General features: G+C 68.9%; 18 protein-coding genes and 1 tRNA gene. 7 read left to right on the forward strand and 12 right to left on the reverse strand.

Annotated features, from left to right (window positions below; genetic code table 11):
- Positions 1-56 precede the first annotated feature (56 nt).
- From ACFVBH_RS13965 to ACFVBH_RS13990, 6 genes are all read right to left on the reverse strand, one after another.
- The gene (locus tag ACFVBH_RS13965) at positions 57-1,433 is read right to left on the reverse strand and encodes a styrene monooxygenase/indole monooxygenase family protein (protein ID WP_379001991.1); all 1,377 of its coding nucleotides are present in this window, start codon (positions 1,431-1,433) and stop codon (positions 57-59) included.
- On the reverse strand, positions 1,430-2,917 hold the full coding sequence (locus ACFVBH_RS13970; protein WP_379001992.1) for an LLM class flavin-dependent oxidoreductase: 1,488 nt from the start codon (positions 2,915-2,917) through the stop codon (positions 1,430-1,432). Before ACFVBH_RS13970 ends, ACFVBH_RS13965 begins: the two co-directional genes overlap by 4 nt.
- On the reverse strand, positions 2,914-4,137 hold the full coding sequence (locus ACFVBH_RS13975) for an acyl-CoA dehydrogenase family protein (RefSeq protein ID WP_379001993.1): 1,224 nt from the start codon (positions 4,135-4,137) through the stop codon (positions 2,914-2,916). The genes ACFVBH_RS13970 and ACFVBH_RS13975 overlap by 4 nt, the downstream gene beginning before the upstream one ends.
- Positions 4,134-5,282: a dimethylsulfone monooxygenase SfnG gene (gene sfnG / locus ACFVBH_RS13980; RefSeq protein ID WP_379001994.1), complete on the reverse strand. Its 1,149-nt coding sequence runs from the start codon at positions 5,280-5,282 to the stop codon at positions 4,134-4,136. The genes ACFVBH_RS13975 and sfnG overlap by 4 nt, the downstream gene beginning before the upstream one ends.
- 196 nt (positions 5,283-5,478) lie before the next feature.
- Positions 5,479-6,390, reverse strand: coding sequence for a LysR family transcriptional regulator (locus ACFVBH_RS13985; RefSeq protein ID WP_379001995.1), 912 nt, complete (start codon positions 6,388-6,390; stop codon positions 5,479-5,481).
- Positions 6,391-6,673: 283 nt separating this feature from the next.
- Positions 6,674-6,747 (reverse strand) — tRNA-Met (locus ACFVBH_RS13990).
- Positions 6,748-7,282: 535 nt separating this feature from the next.
- On the opposite strand from ACFVBH_RS13990, the gene ACFVBH_RS13995 reads away from it, so the two are divergent.
- Positions 7,283-7,816 (forward strand): transglycosylase family protein, encoded by a 534-nt coding sequence (locus ACFVBH_RS13995; RefSeq protein WP_379001996.1) that lies wholly within the window; start codon positions 7,283-7,285, stop codon positions 7,814-7,816.
- 149 nt (positions 7,817-7,965) lie between these two features.
- Here the strand turns inward: ACFVBH_RS13995 and ACFVBH_RS14000 are convergent, their stop codons facing one another.
- Complete coding sequence (locus ACFVBH_RS14000; protein WP_354991845.1) at positions 7,966-10,953, reverse strand: UPF0182 family protein; 2,988 nt, start codon at positions 10,951-10,953, stop codon at positions 7,966-7,968.
- Between the two features lie 241 nt (positions 10,954-11,194).
- Here ACFVBH_RS14000 and ACFVBH_RS14005 point away from each other — a divergent pair, with 241 nt between their 5' ends.
- Positions 11,195-11,797 (forward strand): PPA1309 family protein, encoded by a 603-nt coding sequence (locus tag ACFVBH_RS14005; protein WP_354991846.1) that lies wholly within the window; start codon positions 11,195-11,197, stop codon positions 11,795-11,797.
- A 75-nt stretch (positions 11,798-11,872) separates the two neighbouring features.
- Here ACFVBH_RS14005 and ACFVBH_RS14010 read toward each other — a convergent pair whose 3' ends face one another.
- Positions 11,873-12,898, reverse strand: a complete 1,026-nt coding sequence (locus ACFVBH_RS14010) for a PDZ domain-containing protein (RefSeq protein ID WP_354991405.1) — start codon at positions 12,896-12,898, stop codon at positions 11,873-11,875.
- Between the two features lie 85 nt (positions 12,899-12,983).
- Here ACFVBH_RS14010 and ACFVBH_RS14015 point away from each other — a divergent pair, with 85 nt between their 5' ends.
- From ACFVBH_RS14015 to ACFVBH_RS14025, 3 genes are all read left to right on the forward strand, one after another.
- Positions 12,984-14,471, forward strand: a complete 1,488-nt coding sequence (locus ACFVBH_RS14015; protein WP_379001997.1) for a zinc-dependent metalloprotease — start codon at positions 12,984-12,986, stop codon at positions 14,469-14,471.
- A gap of 197 nt (positions 14,472-14,668) precedes the next feature.
- Positions 14,669-15,823: a TOMM precursor leader peptide-binding protein gene (locus tag ACFVBH_RS14020; RefSeq protein WP_379001998.1), complete on the forward strand. Its 1,155-nt coding sequence runs from the start codon at positions 14,669-14,671 to the stop codon at positions 15,821-15,823.
- Positions 15,795-17,180, forward strand: coding sequence for an AarF/UbiB family protein (locus tag ACFVBH_RS14025; RefSeq protein WP_354991402.1), 1,386 nt, complete (start codon positions 15,795-15,797; stop codon positions 17,178-17,180). The genes ACFVBH_RS14020 and ACFVBH_RS14025 overlap by 29 nt, the downstream gene beginning before the upstream one ends.
- 100 nt (positions 17,181-17,280) lie before the next feature.
- Here the strand turns inward: ACFVBH_RS14025 and ACFVBH_RS14030 are convergent, their stop codons facing one another.
- The 3 genes from ACFVBH_RS14030 to ACFVBH_RS14040 all read right to left on the reverse strand — a co-directional run bounded on the left by ACFVBH_RS14030 (position 17,281) and on the right by ACFVBH_RS14040 (position 20,538).
- Positions 17,281-17,643 (reverse strand): WhiB family transcriptional regulator, encoded by a 363-nt coding sequence (locus ACFVBH_RS14030; protein WP_379001999.1) that lies wholly within the window; start codon positions 17,641-17,643, stop codon positions 17,281-17,283.
- A 110-nt stretch (positions 17,644-17,753) separates the two neighbouring features.
- Positions 17,754-18,107: a hypothetical protein gene (locus ACFVBH_RS14035; protein WP_379002000.1), complete on the reverse strand. Its 354-nt coding sequence runs from the start codon at positions 18,105-18,107 to the stop codon at positions 17,754-17,756.
- A gap of 277 nt (positions 18,108-18,384) precedes the next feature.
- Entirely contained in the window at positions 18,385-20,538 is a 2,154-nt protein-coding gene (locus ACFVBH_RS14040; RefSeq protein WP_379002001.1) for an ATP-dependent DNA helicase UvrD2, read from the reverse strand.
- A 99-nt stretch (positions 20,539-20,637) separates the two neighbouring features.
- Here ACFVBH_RS14040 and ACFVBH_RS14045 point away from each other — a divergent pair, with 99 nt between their 5' ends.
- Both ACFVBH_RS14045 and ACFVBH_RS14050 read left to right on the forward strand, forming a co-directional pair.
- A complete protein-coding gene (locus ACFVBH_RS14045; RefSeq protein WP_379002002.1) occupies positions 20,638-21,888 on the forward strand; it encodes a low temperature requirement protein A in 1,251 nt (416 codons plus the stop codon).
- 91 nt (positions 21,889-21,979) lie between these two features.
- Positions 21,980-22,231 carry a mycoredoxin gene (locus tag ACFVBH_RS14050; RefSeq protein ID WP_354991398.1) on the forward strand — a complete coding sequence of 84 codons (252 nt, stop codon included), beginning with the start codon at positions 21,980-21,982 and terminating at the stop codon, positions 22,229-22,231.
- 84 nt (positions 22,232-22,315) lie between these two features.
- On the opposite strand, the gene nudC is transcribed toward ACFVBH_RS14050, so the two are convergent.
- Positions 22,316-23,224 carry an NAD(+) diphosphatase gene (gene nudC, locus ACFVBH_RS14055; RefSeq protein WP_379002003.1) on the reverse strand — a complete coding sequence of 303 codons (909 nt, stop codon included), beginning with the start codon at positions 23,222-23,224 and terminating at the stop codon, positions 22,316-22,318.
- Positions 23,225-23,244 lie beyond the last annotated feature (20 nt).

The raw sequence follows: 23,244 nt of genomic DNA on the forward strand, positions 1-23,244 counted from the left end.
CCCCAGGTGTTCTCGGTGGTGGTCACGGCTCGTCCGCGCGGGAACGCGGACGCCGGTCAGGTGGTGGCGGTGAGACTGCCTGTGAAGGTGGAACGGCTGAACCGCCCGGCGGGTTCGAAGGACGCCAGCAGCGCGGCCGCGTCCTCGCCGGTGACCTCGGTGATGAACTGCCCGGCTGTGTCGAGGGAGTCGACCCGCTGGAACGGTGCCGGGCGATGCAGCAGCCCGACGAGGGCCGAGGCGAAGCGCGGGTCGACGGCGGCCGCGGCGAACAGGTTGCCGCCGATATCGGCGAACTCCGGATCACCCAGGAACAGGCGCGTCACCCGGTTCGCGGCATCACCGCGGGCAGCCAGGAACGCTTGATACTGCCGGGTGATCCACTCCGCGTCGAAGGGCCCATCGTGCACGGCCGCGGCCGCCACCAGGCGCTGCGCCTGGATCAGCCCACTTTGCGCGCCCTGTCCCGCGATCGGGTCGTAGGCGGCGGAGGTGTCCCCGAGCGAAGCCACCGGATGCCCGCCCGCGGTGTGCCCGGCCCCGGCCCGCACGACCGGGCGCACGGCGCCCTTCAGCCACGAGTGCGGGTCGTCGGCGATCACCTCGGCGGCCAGCACCTCGGGCAGGTCCCAGTCGATGTGATCACGGTAGAGATCCCGCACGACCCGCAGCGCGGACTCGGCGGAATCCGCTGTGCCGAAACGCTTCTCCCATTCGCTACCGGGGCGCGCCCAGCCCAGGAACGCCCAGCTCGGACCCGCGTCCTTGTGCAGGTACGGGCCCCACCAGCCCTCGCCCTGATCGGCCAGGATCGAGAAACCGCTGTGTGCGCCGCCCGCCCGGCTGCGATGGGCGAACACGCTCTCGTCGTGGCCGAGACCGGTGACCGTCACCGTGAGCAGCGAGCGCTGCGGCGCGGTGTAGGGACTGCGGGACTCGTCGACCGGGAACAGGTCGGACAGGCCGCCGCGACCGGTGGCGACCAGGGTCAGGTCGGCCGCGGCGGCGATCGCGTCGAGGGACTCGGGCGTGATCTGCTCCACGACGAAGCGGCCGCCTCGCTCGCGGAAGGCGGTCAGGCGTTCGTCGGCCTTGAGCCGGGTGTCGACCGCGACGCCCGCGTAGCCCTCGAAATGCCCGTCGAACTGGATGAGCTCCTCGCGCTGCGGGCCCGCGATCCGCACGCTGAGCCCGGTGTGCCGGGGTGCGCGAGCGGTGTAGGTGTCCAGGCCGAGCGCGGCTTCGGCCTGCTGGGTCTCGCCGAATTCGAGCGCGGTGCCGGTGGCGGGGACGTCGTCACGCAGTGCGCGCTGGTCGCGGTCGCTGTAGAGGGTGACCTCGAAGCCGGCGTCGAGCAGGCCCAGGGCGGCGGTGACGCCGGTCTGCCCGGCTCCGATCACGGCGGCCGAGCGGGTGGAGGTTGGCGTTGTCATGCGTGAATCTCCCTTCCTGTCGGAGTTGGTGCGGTGGTCGTCGTGTCGCGGCCAGGTGAAGCGAATTCGGCTGCTCCCGAACGAGATTCCGATGCGGGCAGCGCGGTGGACGCCGGACCGCCGAGGCGGTAGCGCGTGCCCCGGTGTTCGCCCGGCAACCGGTCCCCCGCCTCGAACAGCGCGTTGCGCAGGGTGCCCGGCACGTAGTCGGTGGCGTAGACGCCCCGATCGGTCAGCACCGGAACGACATGGCGGACAACATCTTCGAAGCTGCCCGGGGTGATGGCGTAGGCCAGGTTGAACCCGTCCAGGTCGGTGTCGGCCACCCAGTCCTGCAGCTGATCGGCGACCGTCTCCCCGGAGCCGACGAAAACCGGTCCCATGCCGCCGATTCCGGCCCAGCGGCCGATATCGCGGACCGTCCACTCCCGGCCGTCGTCGTCGAACTCCTGGAACGCCGCCACCGCGGATTGGATGGCGTTGCTCTCGACCTGCCCGATCGGCGCGTCGAGGTCGTAGGTGGACAGGTCGATGCCCATCCAGCCGGACATGAACACCAGCCCGCCCTCGACGCTGGCGTAGGACAGGTACTCCCGGTGCTTGCGCTGCGCCGCCTCGTCCGTGGCATCGGTGACGATGGTGGCCAGCGCGTAGACGCGGGCCGAGTACCGGTCCCGCCCGGCGGCTTCGAGCGCGTCGCGGATGCGGGAAACCGTCTGCGCCAGCACTCGTTTGGACGGCCCGGCGACGAAGATCGCCTCGGCGTTCTCCGCGGCGAACCGCACCCCGCGCGGCGAGGCCCCCGCCTGATAGATCACCGGTGTGCGCTGCGGCGACGGCTCGGACAGGTGGATGCCCGGCACGGTGTAGTGCCTGCCCCGATGCCCGATGTGATGCACCTTCGCCGGGTCCACGTAAACACCGCGTTCGGTGTCGCGGACCACGGCGTCGTCCGCCCAGGAGCCTTCCCAGAGCTTGTAGAGCACCTCCAGGTACTCGTCGGCCCGGTCGTACCGCTCGTCGTGATCGAGCTGATCGTCCGCGCCGAAATTCCTTGCGGCGGAAGGCAGATACCCGGTCACCACGTTCCAGCCCAGCCGGCCCTTCGTCAGATGGTCGAGGGTGGACAGGCGGCGCGCGAACGGATACGGATGCTCGAAACCGGTGCCGGTGGTGATGCCGAACCCGAGATGTTCGGTCACCGCGGCCATCGCCGAGACCAGCAGCAGCGGGTCAGCGACCGGGATCTGGGCGCCCTGGCGCAGGGCAGCCACATCGTCGCCGCCGTACACGTCGTAGGTGCCCAGCACGTCCGCGATGAAGATGCCGTCGAACCGCCCGCGCTCGAGCAGTCGCGCCAGCTCGGTCCAGTAGGCGAGGTCGGTGTAGCGGTGCGACTGATCCTCGGGATGCCGCCACAGGCCGGGAGATTGATGCGCGACGCAGTTCATGTCGAAGGCGTTGAATCGGATACGGCGCGTCACGACGGTACCTCGGTGGCGGGCGACCGATCCCCCGCGCTCCAGGCGAAGGGCAGGTCCGACCCGTTGAGCAGGTGATCACCGATGGCACGCGCCTTCTGGATGGCCGGATTGTGCACCGAGATCGTGCGGGCGTTGCGCCAGTGGCGATCCAGGCGCAGGCTTTCCGAGACCGCGGACGCGCCGCCCACCTCGAACAGCAGCGTGGTCGCCGGCAGCACCAGATCGATGACCGCCAGCTGTGCGCGGGCGGCGGCGAGTTCGGCTGCCACCACGAGTGATTCGTCCCGCGCTCGATCGGCCAGCACGGCGTCGAGCACGTCGGCGACCGCCAGCACGCTCGCCTCGGCGGCGAACGCGGCCGCCGACAGCCGTCCGATCACCTGCTGCACCAGGGGATCCCGCCGCGGGAGATCCGCCGCCGAATGGGTGTAGCCGCGGGTGCGGGCCGACACCCATTCGCGGGTATCGCTTTCCGCGCGCCGCGCGATGCCGGCCAGCACCGCCAGCTGAACCAGTTGCAGGTAGGAGGTGGCGTAGGTGGCTCCCGGGGCGCCGTAGCCGGGCCCGAGAATACGATCCTCGGTCACCGTCACGTCACTGAATTCGGTTGTGCCGCTGGCGGTGAGGCGCTGTCCGAACCCGTCCCAGTCGTCGTGCTGCCGCACGCCTTCGGCGTTCGCGTCGACCAGCACGCCGACTCGTTCGCCGTCCCGATCAGCGGCGGCCAGAATGTAATCGGCGTACAGCGAGCCGGTGCTGTAGAACTTCGTGCCGTCGAGCCGCCACCGTTCACCGTCACGCGTGAGCCGTGTCCGATAGCGGTCGACCGCGCCGACCCCCGGCTCGGTGATGGCATTGCCGACCAGCGTGCCCTCCGCCACCGCACGCAGCCAGTCCGTACGCGCAGGCCCCGGCTCGGCCAGCAGCTGGTCCTCGACGAAGGAGAAGTGCACCCGAAGCGCCTGCGGCAGATTCGATTCCGCGGCGGACAGCGCGATGAGCTGACGGAACAGCTGGCGTACGGTGACCCCGTAACCGCCGTGTTCCACCGGCACCCGCAGTGCGCCGAACTTCGCCGCCCGCAGCCAGGTGATCTCCTCGAACGGCAGCTGCCGGTCGGCCTCCCGGGCGACCGCACCCGCGGCGATGCGCTCGAAGATCGGCCCGAAGATCGCGTCGAGTTCGGCGTCGGTGGTGGTCTGCGTTTCCACGGTGGTCATCGCGTCGCTCCCACCGGCTCGGGGGCACCCGCACCGGAGGCCAGATCGGCCTCGAGTTCGCGGACCAGGGGCAGCACGCGACTGCCGAAGTACTCGACTTCCTCGTGGTAGTGCAGGAATCCCAGGAGCAGCAGGTTCACCCCGCGCTTCTTGTACTCGACGATCCGATGCGCGATCTGCTCGGGCGTGCCGATGAGCTTGGAGCGGAACCCGTCGTTGTACTGCACGAGATCCTCGAAGCTGGAGTCGGCCCACATACCGCGCTTGTCGCCGGTGGAGCTGCCCGCCTGCTGCACCGCGCCCCGGAAGCCCGCCACGGCCTCGGGGTCGGCCTTGGCGATGATCTCGCGCAGCGTGTCCTTCGCCTCCGCCTCGGTGTCGCGGGCGATGAGGAATCCGTTGAGCCCGAATCGCACCGTGCGGCCGTGCTCGGCGGCCGCGGCGCGCACCTCGGTGATCTGCTCGGTGATGCCGTCGAAGTCCTTGCCGTTGCTGAAGTACCAGTCCGAGACGCGCCCGGCCATGGCGCGGGCGGCGGTGGAGTTTCCGCCCTGGAAGATCTCCGGGTGCGGGCGGCCTTCCGAGACAAGGGGTTTGGGTTTGAGGTCGTAGCCGCGCAGGCGGTAGAAGTCGCCCGCGAACTGCGCGGCGTCCTCGGTCCAGCTCCGGCGCAGCACCTCGATGAACTCCTCCGAACGCCGGTAGCGCTCGTCGTGTTCGAGCCAGGGTTCGCCGAGGGCGGTGAATTCGCCCTTGAACCAGCCGCTGACCACGTTCACCGCGGCGCGGCCGCCGGAGAGGTGATCGGCCGTGGCGATCAGTTTGGCCAGCACCCCCGGCTGCCAGAGCCCGGGATGCACGGCGGCGATGACCTTGAGGCGTTCGGTGGCGAGCAACAGGGCGAGGCTGAAACTCGTCGATTCGTGCTGGTATGCCGCACCGTAACTGGCCATGTACCGAACCTGGGTGAGCGCGTAGTCGAAACCGTTGTTCTCGGCGAGCACGGCGAGTTTCTTGTTGTACTCGTAGCCCCAGTCGGTGCGCTGCTCGATATTCGAAACGACCAGGCCCCCACTTACATTCGGAACCCAGTAGGCGAATTTCAGGGGCTCGGCGGCGATATTTTCGTCATTGTCCGCGGACACAGGATGCTCCATCGTGAGGTCGGTGAAGTGGAAGGAATTCCCGCGCGCAGGGTGGCGCGGTCAACTAGTGCCGCGACAACAGCTTCTATTGCTCATGATCACCAGCCTAGGAGTAGTCAAATGTGCTGTCCAACAGGCATTTTCGATGCAGTGATAAGTTTTCCCTACCACGCCGGGCAGGCTCCGCTCAGAGCGCTCAGGCCGCTCGGGCGCCGAGCGAACCGGCGCGCCGGACCAGGACGTCGTGCAGGGAGCGCGCCGCGTGCGGCAGGGCCGAGGATTTGCGCCGCTGCGCCACGAGCACCACTTCGGTGGCCCGGCAATCGAGCGGCCGCCAGGTGATCACCCCCGTTTCCGCCAGGGGATCGCCGGCGATGCTGTAATCGGGAAGTACCGTGACCCCCAAGCCTTTCGCGACCATGATCTTCCCCATTTCCGCGCCGTCGGTGGAATAGGAGAACAGGGGTTGCCGGCCGTCCAGCAGGCGGTGGACGAACCGGTGCATCACATATCCCGATCGCATGACGATCAGCGATTCACCGAGCAGATCGTCGACCCCGACGACGGGCAGGGCCGCGAGCCGGCTGTCCGGGCGCACGCAGACGACCGGCCGGCCCCGCAGCAGTTCGGTGCAGTGGAACTCGGGGGCGAGGTCGTCACCGCGCAGGTAGTTCACCAGCCCAAGATCGAAACTCCCCTCGCGCAGCGCGGTGTGGATCTCGGCCTGCTGGGCGTCCACCACCTCGACCTGCGTCTGCGGATGCGCCTCCCGGAACTCGCGGATGGCCGGCAGCACCAGCGACACCGTCGCGGCGTTGACCGTCCCGACCCGCACCATGCGGCTGACACGATGCTGTTCGTCTGCCGCGCGCCGCAACAGGTCCACCGCGTCGAGCACCTGCGCGATGTAGGGCAGCAACTCCCGGCCCTGATCGCTGATCCGCGCCCCCGACCGCCGCCGGTCCAGCAGATCCACGCCCAGCTCGCGCTCCAGGTTCCGCAGCGTCTCACTCAGCGCCGGTTGCGACAGGTGCGATTCCTCGGCCACCCGCCGCAGTGACCCCAGCCGGGTCACGGCCTGGACGTATTCGAGCTGCTCGATCCGCATGGTCCCTCTTCGTCGGTCCCGCCTGGCCTCTCGCATCGAGTGTGCGCGCCGACGCCGGACGGTTGCAGGGTTGCGATCACCGAGAGTCGATGGCGGGGCCGGTCGGTCGGTGCCGTGTGCCGAGGGCCGACAGGTGGCCGCCGGCCCGCCGCCCCGCGGCAAGCACCTGAGCGCCCGAGCACCGACCGCCCCCTGATCGAGGGGTGCGGCGCGACGGCATCGAGAATCATCCGCAGAACGCGAAAGTGGCCCGGAACCATTTGGTTCCGGGCCACTTCGTTAGTAGCGGGGACAGGATTTGAACCTGCGACCTCTGGGTTATGAGCCCAGCGAGCTACCGAGCTGCTCCACCCCGCGTCGGTGAACACCACATTACACACGGCTGCGTAGATGGGGCAAATCGTCTGGTCACACGCGGTTTCCGGGTTGCGAAGAGATGATCACGCGGGGTGCGCGGGGACGGATTCCGGTGCGGCCGGGCGGTTGCCGGGGCGTGGATCGAGTGACAAACCACACCCCGGCGCGCGTGCGCGCGCTGATCCCCAGCCGGAGGGCCGGGAAAACGTGACCGGCCCCACAAATACCTCGTGATCCATATCACATCACAGCCGTATAACAGACCGGTTGGAATATCGAAATGCAGCATAGCCAGCCTGCATGAACCCAGTTTTTCGGGTTATTCGCTTCATGCAATTCTGGAGTTATCAAGACGTGATCTGCCGAGATTTACTCGTTATCGTCTGTCTCGGCCCTGATCAAACCTGTGACGGGCTCCGAACCGAACCGCTGCACGTCGGAAACCCTGTCCCGCGGTTAGGTGCCACGACCCCCTGGGGACAGGGACACGGCGGATCCGCTCGCCGGGTTGGCAGGCGCAGGGAGGGAAACCACCATGAAACAGAACCGGAAGATCAACTCCCGCGTCCTCGGCCTCGCGGCCGTGACCGGCGCACTTGTTGCCGTCCCGTTCGGCTTCTCCGCCACCGCCTCCGCTGCACCCGCCCACGACTGGGACGGTGTGGCCCAGTGTGAGAGCGGCGGCAACTGGGGCATCAACACCGGCAACGGCTACTACGGCGGCCTGCAGTTCTCCCCCGGCACCTGGGCCGCCAACGGCGGCACCGGCATGGCCCACCAGGCCAGCAAGGATGAGCAGATCCGCGTCGCGGAGAACGTGCTCGCCAGCCAGGGCGTCGGAGCGTGGCCGCACTGCGGCCGCTTCCTGCGCGCGGGCGTCTCCGCGCCCGAGGCCCCCGAGGTCCCGGCCGTGCCCGAGCCGGTCGTCGCCGCGCCCACCGAGCGCCAGGCCATGATCGACCAGGCCAAGAGCGTCGCCGGCGGTCTTGCCGAGCAGTTCGGCGTACAGGGCCAGTACCACCAGATCCTGGATCAGAACGCCGCCCTCATCGAGTCCTGGGGCCGCTGAGATCGGACTTCCTTCCCCATACCGGAAGAAGTGAAAAGCGCTGCCGTCGAGTTCGACGGCAGCGCTTTTCGTTGTTCCGCCGGGGCCCGCGGGCCCCGGGGTCGTGCGTGCGGCTCTCGCTCACCGGGTAGCGAGCGAGAGCCCTGGTATCAGCCGCCCGCCTTCTCGTAGGCGTCGACCGCGCGCTGCAGACTCTCCAGCGCCTTACCCAACTCGCCCAGATCGCCGGACCGCTGCGCGTCACTCACGGTCTTGAGCGCATCGTCGATCTGTTTGATGGCCGCTTCCTTGCCTGGCGCCGGGGCCGTACCGCCGTTGTTGTTCGGCGGCGTGGTCCCCTGATTGGGCGGGACGACCACCTGCCCCGGTTGATCGGTCGCCGCGCTGCCGCTGCCGGGCAGCACCTTGTCCAGGGCCTCCTTGACGGTGGCGCCCATGCCGACCTTGTCCTGATAGCTGGCCAGCACCTTCACCAGCTGCGGGAAGGACGGCGCGTTCGAACCCGCCGAATTGCGTTCCAGATACCAGGGTTCGACGTACAGGATGCCGCCGTCGCCCACGGGCAGGGTGAGCAGGTTGCCGAACCTGATCTTGTTGGTGTTGCCCGTGGTGAGCAGGTTCCTGGCCTGTGACACTTCGCCGTCGGTGGTCATCGAGGTCTGCGTCTGACCCGGGCCCGGCGTCTGCGAGTCGTTGGGCAATCGCAGAATCGTGAGCTTGCCGTAGTTCTCGGGATCGGAGTTGGCCTGGATGTAGGCCGACAGGAACTGGCGCTTGTAGCCCACCATCGCACCGGTCAGCGTGAACTGCGGCTTCCCGGACTTGGTGTTGCCCAGCAGCACGTAGTACGGCGGCTGATGCGCACCCGCGCCCGCGCCCTCGGCGGTCGGATCGTTGGGGACCGACCAGAAGGCGTTGTTGGTGAAGAACTCACGCGGATCGTTCACGTGGTACTTCGAGAGCATCTCGCGCTGGACCTTGAACAGGTCCTCCGGGTAGCGGAAGTGCGACCGCAGTTCGTCGGAGATGGCGCTCTCGGGCTGAACGGCGTTGGGGAACACGCCCATCCACGCCTTGAGCACCGGGTCGTTCTTGTCCGTCTCGTAGAGCGTGACGGTGCCGTCGTACGCGTCGACCGTGGCCTTCACCGAGTTCCGGATGTAGGACACCTCCTTGCGCGGCAGCAGCCGGCCGGTGGTCTGGTCGATGCTGTCCTCCACCACGCCGTCGAGCGAGGTGCGCTGGGAGTACGGGAAGTTGTCGAGCGTGGTGTAGGCGTCCACGATCCACTGGATACGACCGTCGACCACCGCCGGGTAGATGTCGCCGTCCGTGGTGAGCCACGGCGCGACCTGCTCGACGCGCTGCTTCGGGCTGCGATTGAAGATGATCTTCGAATCGGGTCCGATGGCGCCGGAGAACAGGATGTTCCGCTCGGCGTACTTGGCCGCGAACGCGAACCGGTTGAACCAGTTCCCGATCGCCACGCCGCCCTTGCCGGTGTAGGTGTTCTGCGCGGTGGGCGTGTCGTACTCGCGCGGGGCCTGGCCGTTGGCGCCGACGATCGCGTAGTCGGTATCGGACTTGGCGATGAGCTCGCCGTAGTAGATACGCGGCTCGTTCACCGGGATCGCCTGGCGGTCCTTCGGGATGAAGGTGTCGCTGACCGTGTCCAGATCACCGATCTTGAAGACCGGATAGCCGTAGCCGCCGCCGGACTCGCTGCCGGCCGCCTGCTGGGCCTGCTTGTCCTCCTTCGGTGGAGCGGCGTTGACCTGATTGGCCGGGGCCGCCACGAAGCCGTTGCCGTGCGTGAAGACGGTGTGCTTGTTGATCCAGTCCGTCTGGTTGCCGGAGAGGTTCTGCGGCACCAGTTCACGTGCGGCGACGATGAAGTCGCGCACCTCGCCGTTGATCGTGTAGCGGTCGATGTCCAGCGGATCCGGGAAACCGTAGAAGTTCTGCAGCTGCTGATTGCGCTGCACGAACGTCTGGGTCATGAGGTTCGGATCGAGCAGGCGGATGTTCTTGATGGTCTCGGAGTCCGCGACCGCGACCTTGCCGCCGGGCGTGGTCGCCTGTCCCACACCGCCGTACGGCACGTACTCGACCTTGTCATCGGTGAGCCCGTACGCCTGCCTCGTGGCCTCGATGTTGCGCTCGATATAGGCGCTCTCCTTGGTGGCCGCGTTCGGGCGCACCGAGAACTGCTCGACCAGCAGCGGCCACACCGCGCCGACCAGTACCGACGACAGCACCAGCAGCGCCGCCGCCATGGCCGGAACCCGCAGATCGCGCAGCACGATTCCGGCGAAGAACGCCAGCGCGCAGATGACCGCGATCGAGAGCAGGATCAGCTTCGCGGGCAGCACCGCGTTGATGTCGGTGTACGAACCACCGGTGAAGGTGGGCTCCTTGCGCTGACTCGACAGCAGCGCGTACCGGTCGAACCAGTACGCGACCGCCTTGAGCAGCACGAACATTCCGGCCAGCACGGCCAGCTGCACCCGGGCCGCGGTGCTCAGCGTGCCCTCGCGCCCGGCCAGGCGCAGCCCGCCGAAGACGTAGTGCGTCACCAGATTCGCGAAGAACGCGATCACCACGGCGACGAACAGCCAGTTCAGGACCATGCGGTAGAACGGCAGATCGAAGGCGTAGAAGCCGACGTCCAGATTGAACTGCGGGTCCCGCACACCGAACGAACCACCGTGCAGGAACAACTGCACCGTGGCCCAGTTGCCCTGTGCCACCAGCCCGGACAGCAGGCCGATCAGCAGCGGAATCCCGATGCCGAACAGCCGCAGCCGACTCATGACGGTGGTGCGATAGCGGGCGATGGGATCGCCCGGTCCGGTCACCGGCACGAAGACCGGGCGGGAACGATATGCCAGCAGCAGGGCGAGCCAGATGATCGCGGCCACGACGACCGTCACCGCCAGGAACAGCAGGACCCGGGTGAGCAGGACCCGGTGGTACACGCCCCGGAAACCCACCTCCCCGAACCAGAGCCAGTTCGTATAGGCGTCGGTGAGTCGAGGCCCGACCAGTAGTAGTGCCGCCAGCGCCAGAGCCGTCACCAACAGCACACGGCTGCGGCGTGACAGCGAAGGTAAGCCTGTCGGGGGGCGCATGCCCACGATGCCACTCTCCCAGGGTCCGGCGAGCCCGCGCCGGAAATACCGACCGGGGCAGCGCAGTCCGATGATGCGAGTCGGTCCCAGGGGACCTTTCGCGCCCCACTCTACGTAAATCGCCCGCCCGCGGGCCGAACACCTCACATGACTGTCCGCGCGGAGGCGGGAAAGATCGACTCGCGATGGCCGGACGGCGGCAAACCCCGGTGTGGGGGCGGGGCCGCAGGCTTGGGAGGATTGCCGGGTGAACCCTGAGCAGTGGGCCGCGTCCGCCCTGTACCGGTGTATTCGTGAGATCGCCGAATACGCCGACGGTGAAGGGTGGGACCGGCCGCCGCAGATGTTCGCGCTGGTGCCCACCGCCGATCTGGTGGCGGCCGAACCGGCGCTGCTCGATCAGCTCGACGCCGAGGGCGCGCTGACTCCCATCGCGCAGGATCCGTTCCCGGAGGACATCTCCGGTGATCATCCGCGCGCGCTGGACGAATTCCTGGGCACCACCAGCTGGCCGATGGCGGTCGAGGGCTGCGTGCTGGTGCAGCAGATCGTGGTGCTGCCCCCGGCCGCCGAGCAGACCCTCGACGACGCGATCGCCCCGCTGCTCGCGGACCCCGACGCCGCCGACGACGCGGGCCGCCGCGCCGCGGTCGCCCACCCCGGGCGGCGCGACGCCCGGCTGTACGCGGGCGTCCTGCGGGACGGGACCTCGCTGTCGCTGCTGCAGGTGCGTCCGGCCGAGGACGAGGAGGACCCCTTCGGCGACCTCGACCTGCGGACGGCGCCGAACCTCGCGCCGAACCTGATCGAGGCGCTCAAGCAGACCCTGGAGAACGAGCCCGAGGAGTAGAGCTCGCCCGGAGCAGACCGCGCCCGCTGTCCTGGACAGCGGGCGCGAGTGCGTTGCACGGGGTTCGGCGGCGGTCTAGCCGCAGCCGACGGTGTCCCGGCCGGCGTTGATGTCGTCGAGGGATTGCACTGCGCCGGACAGGTTTTCGATCTTCACCAGGCGCAGGCCGTCGGGGGTGCGCTGGGCGGCCTCGTTGCAGTTGGCGGCCGGGACCAGGAAGGTTTCGGCGCCGGCCTCGCGGGCGGCCATCATCTTGTACTGAATGCCGCCGATGGGGCCGACCTTGCCCTCGGGGTCGATGGTGCCGGTGCCCGCGACGAACTTGCCGCCGGACAGTTCGCCGGGGGTGAGCTTGTCGATCAGCGCCAGGGTGAACATCAGGCCCGCCGAGGGTCCGCCGATCTCGGCCAGATTGAAGTCGACCTGCAGGGGGCCGGCCGCGAACTCGCCGGGGGTGATGCCCAGGTAGCCCTTGCTCGCGTCGTCGGGGCGCGCGCCCAGGGTGATCTCCGCGCTCTGCTGCACGCCGTCGCGGCGGAACACCACCGGGATCGCGGTGCCCGGCTTGGCCGACGACACCGCCGACACCACGTCCTTGGCCGCGGCGATGGGCTTGCCGTCCACGGTCACCAGCTCGTCGCCCTTGTGCAGCACATCCTTGGCGGGGCCGTCCTCGGTCACCGCGCGCAAGCGCACCACCGTCGGCATCTTCAAGTAATGCAGCGCCGCCAATTCGGCATTGTCTTCGGAGTCCTTGAACTCCTGCTGATTGGATTCGTCGATCTTCTCGCGGGACACACCGGGCGGATACACCTCCGCGCGCGGAACCAGACCGTGCTCACCGTCGAGCCAGAGGCCGAAAGCCTCGAAAATATTCAGCTGATCGCGAACTGAGACCGTGGTCATATTCAAGTTACCGGTGGTGGGATCGACGGGGACATCCCGCACCTCGACCACCTGTTTTCCGTTCACCTCACCGAGGGTGTTGAACGTCGGCCCGGGTCCGAGCGCCACGAACGGAACGGTGACGACGCTGCCTGCGATCCCCAGCACCAGAATGGGTATCAAGGCGGCGAGCAGGGTGAATATCCGACGGTTCACGCGGCCAAGGGTACTTGTCATGCACCCGATTGCCGCGCTCCGCTCGGCGGTTCGCGCCATGCGGGGCTCCAGTACCGTAGTGACTATGAGTGATTCTTCGTTCGGATTCTCGAACCGTGACGACGATCCGGAGCGCAAGCCGGGCGACGGGTCCGGTGGTTCCGGTGCGAACAATCCGTTCGGCTTCGGACCGGGCGGCTTCGATCCCTCGCAATTCGGGGGCGCGTTCGACCCCTCCAAGCCCGGCGGTGGTTTCGACCCCTCGCAGCTCGGCCAGATGCTCAGTCAGCTGGGTCAGATGTTCACCAGCATGAGCCAGCCCGGCGCGAGTTCCGGCCCGGTCAATTACGACCTCGCCAAGCGCCTGGCCCGCCAGCAGCTCGGGGCCACCGTCGCCCCGATCACCGCGGGCGCCCAGCGCGCGGTCACCGATGCCACGCATCTGGCCGAACTCTGGCTCGACGCGGCCACCACGCTGCCGGCCGGGGCCACCAGGTCGGTGGCCTGGACCCCGAACGACTGGATCGAGGAGACGCTGCCGACCTGGAAGCGGCTCTGCGATCCGGTCGCGGAACAGGTTTCGGGCATGTGGACCGCGACCCTGCCCGCCGAGGCCAAGGAATTCGCCGGCCCGATGATGGGCATGCTCGGGCAGATGGGCGGCCTGGCCTTCGGCTCGCAGCTGGGCTCGGCCCTGGGCCAGCTCGCCAAGGAGGTGCTGACCTCCACCGACATCGGCCTGCCGCTCGGACCGGACGGCACCTCGGCGCTGCTGCCCACGGCCATCGCCGAGTTCAGTGCCGGGCTCGAACAGCCCGAGAGCGAGATCCTGGTCTTCCTCGCGGCCCGCGAAGCGGCGCATCAGCGCCTGTTCGCGCACGTGCCGTGGCTGCGCCAGCAGGTGCTGGGCGCGGTGGAGGATTACGCGCGCGGCATCAAGATGGATTTCTCGGCCATCGAGCAGGCCGCGGCCGGGCTCGATCCGATGACCCTGGCCCAGGACCCGTCCAAGCTGGAGGAACTGCTCGCGCAGGGCACCTTCGAACCGCAGACCACGCCGGAGCAGAAGGCCGCGCTGGAACGGCTCGAAACCCTGCTCGCCCTGATCGAGGGCTGGGTGGAGACCGTGGTGACCGACGCTGTCGGCGACCGGCTGCCCGGTGCGGGCGCGCTCGCGGAGACGCTGCGCCGGCGCCGCGCCACCGGCGGGCCCGCCGAGCAGACCTTCGCCACCCTGGTCGGGCTGGAACTGCGTCCGCGCAAGGTGCGCGAGGCGGCGGCGCTGTGGCGGCGGCTGACCACCGACGCCGGCGTGGACAAGCGCGACGGGGTGTGGGCGCATCCGGACCTGCTGCCCGATTCCAGCGATCTGGACTCCCCTGCCGGGTTCATCGACACCATCCTGGGCGGCGGCACAACGGCTTTCGACGATCCGCTGGCCCAGCTGGCCGCGACCGAGGCTCGGGAGAAGGCCGAGCGCGAGGGGCGCGGGGACAAGCCGGAGGCCGATTCGGCCGATGGCGGCAAGGCCGATGGCGATGAGCCGGAAGGTGATTCGCCGGGCAATGCCTGACGGCGCGCGGGCGCGTCGGTAGCGCGGGCGCGCCGACGATCCGTCGACGACGCGGACCGCCGGTCGCTCGCGAGCGGCACGGCCTGTGGATAACGCGGGCAAGCTCGATCGTGAAGTTGTGGACAACCCAGGAAAGCGCTGGTGATCAAGCGTTTCCCTGGGTTTTCGCGTTCTCCGGGTCGCGCAGACTCGAAGCTATGACCACACTCGCTCGGACCTCGGGGCCCGCATTGGATCCGCGAATCACCGTGCTGCGGCGCACCGACGGGGCGGTGCAGCTGGGCTGGGATCCCGAGCACGCGCTCGTGCTGCGCGCCCCGGGCACTCCGCACCAGCTCTGGGAGCTGCTACGCCTGCTGGACGGCATGCACACCCGGGCGCAGATCCGTTCCGAGGCGGCGGCTTTCGGCCTGGCGAAGGAACTCACCGACGCGCTGCTGGACGAGCTGAGCGCGGCCGGACTGCTGCACGACGCGCCGCCACCCGCCCGGCTCCGTTCGGTGCGCGTGCACGGGCGCGGCCCGCTCTCGGACGCACTGCTGGCCGGGGTACAGCGAATAGGGTTGCGGCCCAGCCGATCCCACGATACGAACGCCTTCGGCCTGCTCCAGCCACATGGCAGCGGGGCGGGTGAGCCGTGCAGCGGTGGTCTACACGCGGCACACAGCAGTGGCCCGCACGATTCACACAGCGGCGGGCCATGCACGGCGCACAGCGGCGGCCCGCGTGATTCACGCGGCAGTGGTCCTCGCAAGGCGCGCGGCGGCGGCGCGGGCGAGGCGGCCGGGCTCGTCGTGCTGGCCGACGCGCTCGTGCCGGATCCCGCGTTGACGCAGCAGCTGGTGCGGAGGCGCATTCCGCATCTGCAGGTGCGGATCCGGGACGGGCGCGGGGTTGTCGGGCCGCTGGTGCTGCCGGGTACCTCCAGTTGTTTGCGTTGCGCCGATCTGCACCGCTGTGATCGCGAGCCGGAGTGGCCGCACCTGTCCGCCCAATTGTTGGGGCGGGCCGGGTACGCCGCGCCGGCGGTCATCGCGGCCACGGCGGCGCTGGCCCTGGCGGAGATCGCGGCGATCATGCGCGGCGCGGCCGATCGGCCGCCGGTGACCCTGGACACGACGCTGGAACTGGACCCGGAGATCTATCGCATCGCACGGCGGCCGTGGCCCGCGCATCCGCGGTGCGGTTGCCGCGCGTTCCAGCCGCTCTCCCAGCCGAATTCGCTGTCCCCGGCCCCGAACCGGCCGCGTGCGGCCATAGCCGGAAGGCTCGGATGTGATGGATCCCACTTACCGCTCCCACCCGCGAGAACGGTCAATTCCCATGGCGAACCGTCTGGGACATCGGCATGATGGTGGCGTGTCAGAGATTGTGAGCAAGCGCTCCTCCCGCAACGCCAAGTTGGCCAAGATTCCACTGGGTATCGCGGGCCGGGCCGCCGTGGGATTCGGCCGCAAACTCGTCGGGGGCGACAAGTCCGAGATCAACGCCGAGCTGAACCAGAAGGCCGCCGAACAATTGTTCGCGGTACTGGGTGAGCTCAAGGGCGGCGCCATGAAGTTCGGTCAGGCACTGTCGGTCTTCGAGGCCGCGGTGCCCGAGGAGTTCGGCGAGCACTATCGCGAGGCGCTGACCAAGCTGCAGGCCGCCGCGCCCCCGATGCCGACGGCCGCGGTGCACCGCCAGCTCGATCAGCAGCTGGGCACCGGCTGGCGGCAGCGGTTCAAGGACTTCGACGACGCGCCGACCGCCTCGGCCAGCATCGGGCAGGTGCACAAGGCCGTCTGGTCCGACGGCCGCACGGTCGCGGTGAAGGTGCAGTACCCGGGCGCGGACGAAGCCCTGCGCTCGGATCTCAAGACCCTCAATCGCATGGCGGGCATGATCGGTTCGCTCATTCCGGGCGCGGATGTGAAGCCGGTGCTGGCCGAGATCAGCGAGCGCACCGAGGAAGAACTCGACTATCGCATCGAGGGCGGGCATCAGCGGCAGTTCGCGAAGGCCTTCGACGGGCATCCGCGCTTCCTGGTCCCCAAGGTCATCGCCAGCGCTCCCAAGGTGATCGTCACCGAGTGGCTGGAGAACGCCACCCCGGTCTCGACGATCATCACCCGCGGCATGGAGGATCCGGCGGGCACGCTCGAGCTGCGCAATCGCGTCGCGGCCCAGATGGGTGAATTCCATTTCTCCGCACCGGCCATCGCGGGGCTGCTGCACGCGGATCCGCATCCGGGCAATTTCATGGTGCTCGAGGACGGCCGTCTCGCGGTCATCGACTACGGCGCCTGCGCCCCCCTGCCCAACGGATTCCCGCCCGAGCTCGGGCAGATGGTGGCGCTCGCGGTCGAGGAGCGCTTCGACGAGCTGGTCACGCTGATGACCACCAACGGCTGGGTGATCCCCGGAAAAACGGTGACGCATCAGGAGATTCAGGACTACCTGCGCCCGTTCACCGATCCCATCAAGACCGAGACCTTCCACTTCACCCGTAAATGGATGCAGCGCGTGGCGGGCAAGGCCACCGACATCTCCAACCAGGAAATGATCAAAACCGCTCGCGCCCTGCAACTCCCGGCCGAACATGTCATGATCTTCCGCGTCCTGGGCGGCTCCATCGGCATCTGCGCCCAACTCGACGCCGAACTCCCCTTCATGAAGCTGATGCAGGACTGGGTCCCCGGCTACAAGGAATACCGCACGGCCAGTTGAGGCACACGCTTCGAAACATTCTGTCCCCGAACGCAAAACGACCCGCTTACGAAAGCGTAAGCGGGTCGTATGCGTTCAACTCCCCCGGCGCTTGGGCCGATCATGCCACCGCGACCTTGCGCGGACGGCCGCGAGGCCGCTTGCGGGCGATGACCACACCCTGATCGAAGATCTCGCCGCCCCAAACACCCCAGGGCTCAGCGCGATCGATCGCGGCGGTCAGGCAGCCCTGACGGATGGGGCACTCGGCGCAGAGCGTCTTGGCCTCTTCCAGCTGGGCGGGGGACTCGGCGAACCAGAGATCGGGGTTGAGCCCGTCCCGGCAGGGCAGAGTGGTGGTGACGCCCCGGCGGATGCGGGGGGTGGAAGCCACGGTGTTGCGGCATGTCACGCGGTCACGGGTAACCGTGTTGGACACGTCGTGCTCCTTCAGCTCGTGCAGTGGTCGTCTTGTGGAAGACATTTGCGGTGGTTGTTCCGCGAAACCGGTGCCGGTGGCTGGAGGCCGATAAAACAATGGCCACGGTTTCGCGGTGTGCGATCCGTGGCCAGGAGGTACGGGGGGTGTCCCCGTTATCCGAGTCGACTTCGGTGTCGACTCCTGATCACGTTCGCTGGGTGGGTGTTACGACGGCGGGCTGCCCGCAGGTTCGCCGGGCTCTCGCCCGTTTCATCCGCGATGACACCGGTGGCCACATACGCGGCTCCCGGGTGCTGCCAGCCCGCCTCGGGCTTGTCCTGATCAACGATCGTCTTCATCGCTTGGGCTTTGGTTGCAAAACCCTGAAGACCAAGATCGCTGCCGCTGGACAGATGAATCCCCTGGTCGGCGAGGATCCCCTGGGAGGCCGAGACAACGGAGACAGCAGACGCCATCGCCAAATCGCCGCCGATGCGGAACGACATGGTGTTCACGTTGTTGTTCATTGCCTTGCCTCCGTCCTGCACTCGTTGCGATCAATTCATCTGCACGACCGGGAGCACTCCCGGTTGCATGGGAACTACCCTAGGTACATATACGCGAGCACACAACCTATTTTTGACCAGCGGTTTTACGGTCTTGCGGACAGCAAATCAGAAGCGAAGAGTCGCAACGCGGTTGGGCCGGGCCGCACGACCCCGCGTGACGGAGATCAACCGCGGTTCCGGAGATCGAATCCGGGTCCGGGCGGCCGCGGGCCCGGACCACCCGCGCGCGGCCGGCTCAGTCCCGCTGCCGGGCCCGCACGATCGCCAGCACATCCGCGCCGTAGGTCTGCAGCTTCTTCGCGCCGATACCGGGGATGGCGACCAGCGCACGATCGTCGGTGGGTCGCTGTTCCGCGATGGCGGTCAGGGTGGTGTCGCTGAACACCACGAAATGCGGCAGGGACAGCGCGTCGGCCTTGTCCTTACGCCATTCGTGCAGGGCCGCGAGCAGTTCGGTGTCCACGTCGGCCGGGCAGCGCGTGCACCGGCCCAGCATGGTGGCCTGGGTGTTGAGCAGCGGTCTGCCGCAGACGCGGCAGGTCGGGTGCACGCGTTTGGGACCGCGGCGATCGGTGACCGGCTGGGCGATGCGCGAGGCCGGGGAATCGTCGGGGACCAGGCCGACCAGGAAGCGGGAGCGGCGGCGCACCTTGCGCCCGCCCTCCGAACGCGCCAGCGCCCAGGACAATTGGAGGTGTTCGCGGGCGCGGGTGACGCCGACGTAGAGCAGCCGGCGCTCCTCTTCGAGGCCCGCCTCGTCCGAGACCGCGGCGTCGTGACCCAGGACGTGCTGGATCGGCACGGTGCCGTCGGCCAGGCCGACCAGGAACACCGCGTCCCATTCGAGGCCCTTGGCCGCGTGCAGGGAGGCCAGGGTGACCCCCTGCACGGTCGGTGGGTGCCTGGCCTCGGCGCGGGCGGCGAGTTCGCGCAGCAGCCCGGCGAGCTCGAGTTCGGGGTCGTGCGTGGCCAATTCCTCGGTGAGGGCGACCAGGGCAACCAGCGCGGACCAGCGTTCGCGGGCCTGCACGCCGACGGGTTCCTCGGTGGTCAGCCCGATGCGGGCCAGCACCGCCCGGACCAGGGTCACCAGTTCGGGACCGCGGGCGTCGGGCAGATCGTCGCGGGCTCCGGCCTGGCGCAGGGCCTGCACGGCCTGGCGGACGTCGGGCCGGGCGAAGAAGCCCTCGCCGCCGCGCACCTGGTACGCGATGCCCGCCTCGGTCAGGGCCTGTTCGTAGGCTTCGGACTGGGCGTTGATGCGGAACAGCACCGCGATCTCGGCGGCGGGCACGCCCTTGCCGAGCAGTCCGGTGATGGCCTTGGCGACGGCGGCGGCTTCGGCGGGCTCGTCGTCGTACTCGGCGAAGGCCGGTTCCGGGCCGTCGGGCCGCTGGCCGATGAGTTGCAGGCGGGTGCCCGCGATGCGGCCGCGGGCGGCGCCGATGACGCGATTGGCGAGCGAGACCACCTGCGGTGTGGAGCGGTAGTCGCGTTCGAGCCGTACGACGGTGGCCTCGGGGAAGCGGCGCGAGAAGTCCAGCAGATAGGACGGACTCGCACCGGTGAAGGAGTAGATGGTCTGGTTGGCGTCGCCGACCACGGTCAGATCGTCGCGATCGCCCAGCCACGCGTCGAGCACGCGCTGCTGCAGCGGGGTGACGTCCTGGTATTCGTCGACCACGAAGCTGCGGTAGCGGCCGCGGAACTCCTCGGCGACCGAGTTGTAGTCCTCGAGCGCGGCGGCGGTGTGCAGCAGCAGGTCGTCGAAGTCGAGCAGCAGGCCCTCGGAGGTGGTCTTGAGCGATTCGTAGGCCGCGTAGACCGCCGCGACCTTGTTCGCCTCGTAGGGGGCGTCGCGTTGCAGGCGAGCGACCGCGGCCGCGTAGTCCTCGGGGGCGATGAGCGAGCCCTTGGCCCATTCGATCTCGCCGGTCAGGTCGCGCAGGGTGTCGGTGTCGGTGGCCAGTCCGGAGCGGCCCGCGGCCTGGGCCACCAGCGGGAACTTGCGGTCGATGAGCCGCCACGGCACGTCGCCGACGACCTGCGGCCAGAAGTATTTGAGCTGGCGCAGGGCGGCCGCGTGGAAGGTGCGGGCCTGTACCTGCCCGGCCTCGCCGCCCAGGCCCAGCGCGCGCAGGCGGCCGCGCAGCTCCCCGGCCGCGCGGGCGGTGAAGGTCACCGCGAGCACCTGATCTGCGCGCACGTGCCCGGCCGAGACCAGGTGCGCGATGCGATGGGTGATGGTGCGGGTCTTGCCCGTTCCCGCGCCGGCCAGCACGCAGACCGGGCCGCGCGGTGCGCGTACGGCTGCCGCCTGCTCGGCATCGAGGTCGTCGAGCCGGAGTTTGGCCTGCTGTGCGGCGGCGGCAGTCACGCGCACCATCATGACAGTGCCGTCCGACAGCGCGCCCGCCCGGACCGCACTCGGCGGTACGTCGGGTCGCGCCTCAGGGCGCGCGGGGACCGCGGCGGTTAGCGTGCGGGGATGGCCGAGGATGGGAAGACCGGGGGCGCGCAGCGGACGAACTGGTTGGAGCTGTTCTTCGATCTGGTGGCGGTGGCCGGGTTGGTGCAGCTCACGCATCTGTTGCGGCACGGGCCCTCGTTCGGGTACTTCGCGTTGTATCTGCTGCTCTACCTTGCTTTTTGGACGGCGTGGGCGTGTATCACGCTGTACAGCGACATCGCGAGTGATCGGACGCATCCGGCGCTGATGCTGGCGGCCATGCTCGGGCTGGGGGTGATGGCGGCGGCGGTCGCGGGGGTGCCGGAGCGGCATGCGACGACCTTCGCGGCGGTGTACGTGGTGCTGCGGGTCGCGACCGCGCAGGCCTGGGGGCGCGGGTTCGTCGTGGTGGACTGGCCGACCGCGCAGCTGTCGTTCGGGGTGCTGCCGTGGATCGTCTCGCTGTGGGTGGACGCGCCGTGGAAGTACTACCTGTGGGGGCTCGGGCTGGCGATCGACCTGTGGCTGATGTTCGCGATCAGCGGTGAGCGGCTGCTGAGCGAGATGCAGGATCGGCTGGATCGGCGACTGCGGAAGTCGCGGCGGTTCCAGGGCGTCACCGCACCGAAACTCCGTGCGGTGCACGCGAATCCGGAGCACCTGGGCGAGCGGCTCGGGTTGTACGTGATCATCGTGCTGGGCGAGGGCGTGATCACCGTGATCGACGCGGTGGGCGGGGAACTGTGGACCGCCGAGATACTGATGCTCGGGCTGGGCGCCTTCCTCATCCTGACCGGGCTGTGGGCGCTGACCCTGCGGTTCGGTCCGGTGCCCCGGCTCATCAGCGGGGTCGACGGCGGCCGGGGGCAGCTGCCGTGGCAGCACATCATGGCCACGCACTGCTGGGTCACCGGCGCGCTGGCGACCATCGCGGCGGGTCTGGGGCTGACGATCTCGCACGCGAACGAGCACTTGTCCGCGGGTACCGGCTGGGTGCTCGGCGGCGGTCTCGCAGCGTACTTCGGCATTGTCGGGGTGAGCGGACTGCGCAGCGGGGCGCGCTGGCAGTCCCTGTTCACACATCCGCTGCCGTGTATCGCGGCGGCGCTCGTGCTCGGGTGGCTGGCCCCGCACATCGGGCCGGTACCGCTGGTCTACGGGCTGGTGCTCGTCATCGCTCGGGCGCTGCTGTGGCAGTCGTACGCCGACGGGAAGCTGCGGCGCGACGGCTCCGGCCCCGCGCGGCCGCACCGCGAGCCGCGCCCGCACCGGCGCCGCGGGGAGCGGTGATCCCCCGGTCGCGGCGGCGAGCCGAGGACCGGTGATCCCCGGTTCGCGGGCACCGGGGAACACGATCGGCGGGGTTCGCGTTGCATATCGCGTGACTGCAACCGACTTGACCATGTACTCGACGACCTGGTGTGGCTACTGCCGCCGGCTCAAGAAGCAGCTCGACGAGTCGGGCATCACCTATACGGTGATCGACATCGAAGAGAATCCGGATGCCGCCGAGTTCGTGGGCAGCGTCAACAACGGCAACCACGTGGTGCCGACCATCAAGTACCGCGACGGGTCCACCGCCACCAATCCGACCCTGGTGCAGGTGAAGCAGGCCCTCGCCGCGATCTCCTGACCGCGGGCCGCCGAAGCCGCACACCCTGACGTTTCCGAGTGTGCGGCTTTTCGCCGTCCCGGGCGGTCCCGGGGCGGCCTCGAATCAGTCCTGGGCGGCCCAGGATTCGACGATCGTGCGGGCGATGGAGATCGAGCCGGGCAGCAGCAGGCGCGATTCGGTGCGCGCCGCGCCCCACTCCCCCGCCGCGAGGGCCGCGCGCACCTCGGCCCGGGTGAACCAGTGCGCCTCGGCGATCTCGCCGTCGTGGAAGGTCAGTTCCTGCTCGGGATCGGCCACCGCGGAGAAGCCCAGCATGAGCGAGCGCGGGAACGGCCAGGGCTGGCTGCCGAGGTAGCGGATGTCGGTGACGTCGACGCCGACCTCTTCGCGCAGTTCGCGTTCCACGCAGCGTTCCAGTGATTCCCCGGTCTCGACGAAACCGGCGAGCAGCGAGAACAGGCCCTCGGGCCAGGTGTGCTGTCGCCCGAGCAGGACGCGGTCGCCGCCGTCGTGGACGAGGCAGATGACGGCCGGGTCGATGCGCGGGAATTCCTCGTGCCCGGCTTCGCTGGTGCGTGACCAGCCGCCGTTGGTGACGGCGGTCGGGGTGCCGTCGGTGGCGCTGTAGCGCGCCTTGTCGTGCCAATTCAGCAGGGCGATGGCGGTGGAGAGCAGTCCGGTGCCGAAGTCGTCGAGGTTCAGCGTGGCCCCGGCGGCCCGCAGGTCCGAGAGCGTGCCCTCGATGTCGTTGTCGCGCACCGCCCACAGGTGGATCTCCCCGTCCACGCCGAGGAAGACCGCGTCGGCGGCGGGTTCGGCGGACAGGGTGATCGCGGCCTCGAGCGCGACGCTGCCGCCGTCGACGAGCACCTGCCCGCGCCGGTTCATCCGCAGTAACTTCGCCTGCGCCCAGCCCTCTTTCAGAGCCTGTTCGTCCGCGCGCAGATGCTCCGCGCGATCGAGCGTCGTACGAGACAAGACCGGGACAGCATTCAGCTGAAAACCTGACACAGCATCGACAGTAGCGCCAG

Origin of the sequence: Nocardia sp. NPDC057668, from assembly GCF_042799795.1 — a bacterium.
GTDB lineage: Bacteria > Actinomycetota > Actinomycetes > Mycobacteriales > Mycobacteriaceae > Nocardia.

What these genes read in the sequence shown, in the direction of transcription:
- ACFVBH_RS14035 (WP_379002000.1), bottom strand. Translation starts at nt 18,107, where the DNA reads ATGAACAACAACGTGAACACCATGTCGTTCCGCATCGGCGGCGATTTG.
- ACFVBH_RS14015 (WP_379001997.1), top strand. Translation starts at nt 12,984, where the DNA reads ATGAGTGATTCTTCGTTCGGATTCTCGAACCGTGACGACGATCCGGAG.
- ACFVBH_RS13965 (WP_379001991.1), bottom strand. Translation starts at nt 1,433, where the DNA reads ATGACAACGCCAACCTCCACCCGCTCGGCCGCCGTGATCGGAGCCGGG.
- ACFVBH_RS13975 (WP_379001993.1), bottom strand. Translation starts at nt 4,137, where the DNA reads ATGACCACCGTGGAAACGCAGACCACCACCGACGCCGAACTCGACGCG.
- ACFVBH_RS13995 (WP_379001996.1), top strand. Translation starts at nt 7,283, where the DNA reads ATGAAACAGAACCGGAAGATCAACTCCCGCGTCCTCGGCCTCGCGGCC.
- ACFVBH_RS14045 (WP_379002002.1), top strand. Translation starts at nt 20,638, where the DNA reads ATGGCCGAGGATGGGAAGACCGGGGGCGCGCAGCGGACGAACTGGTTG.
- ACFVBH_RS14030 (WP_379001999.1), bottom strand. Translation starts at nt 17,643, where the DNA reads ATGTCTTCCACAAGACGACCACTGCACGAGCTGAAGGAGCACGACGTG.
- ACFVBH_RS14020 (WP_379001998.1), top strand. Translation starts at nt 14,669, where the DNA reads ATGACCACACTCGCTCGGACCTCGGGGCCCGCATTGGATCCGCGAATC.
- ACFVBH_RS14025 (WP_354991402.1), top strand. Translation starts at nt 15,795, where the DNA reads ATGGCGAACCGTCTGGGACATCGGCATGATGGTGGCGTGTCAGAGATT.
- ACFVBH_RS13985 (WP_379001995.1), bottom strand. Translation starts at nt 6,390, where the DNA reads ATGCGGATCGAGCAGCTCGAATACGTCCAGGCCGTGACCCGGCTGGGG.
- ACFVBH_RS14040 (WP_379002001.1), bottom strand. Translation starts at nt 20,538, where the DNA reads ATGATGGTGCGCGTGACTGCCGCCGCCGCACAGCAGGCCAAACTCCGG.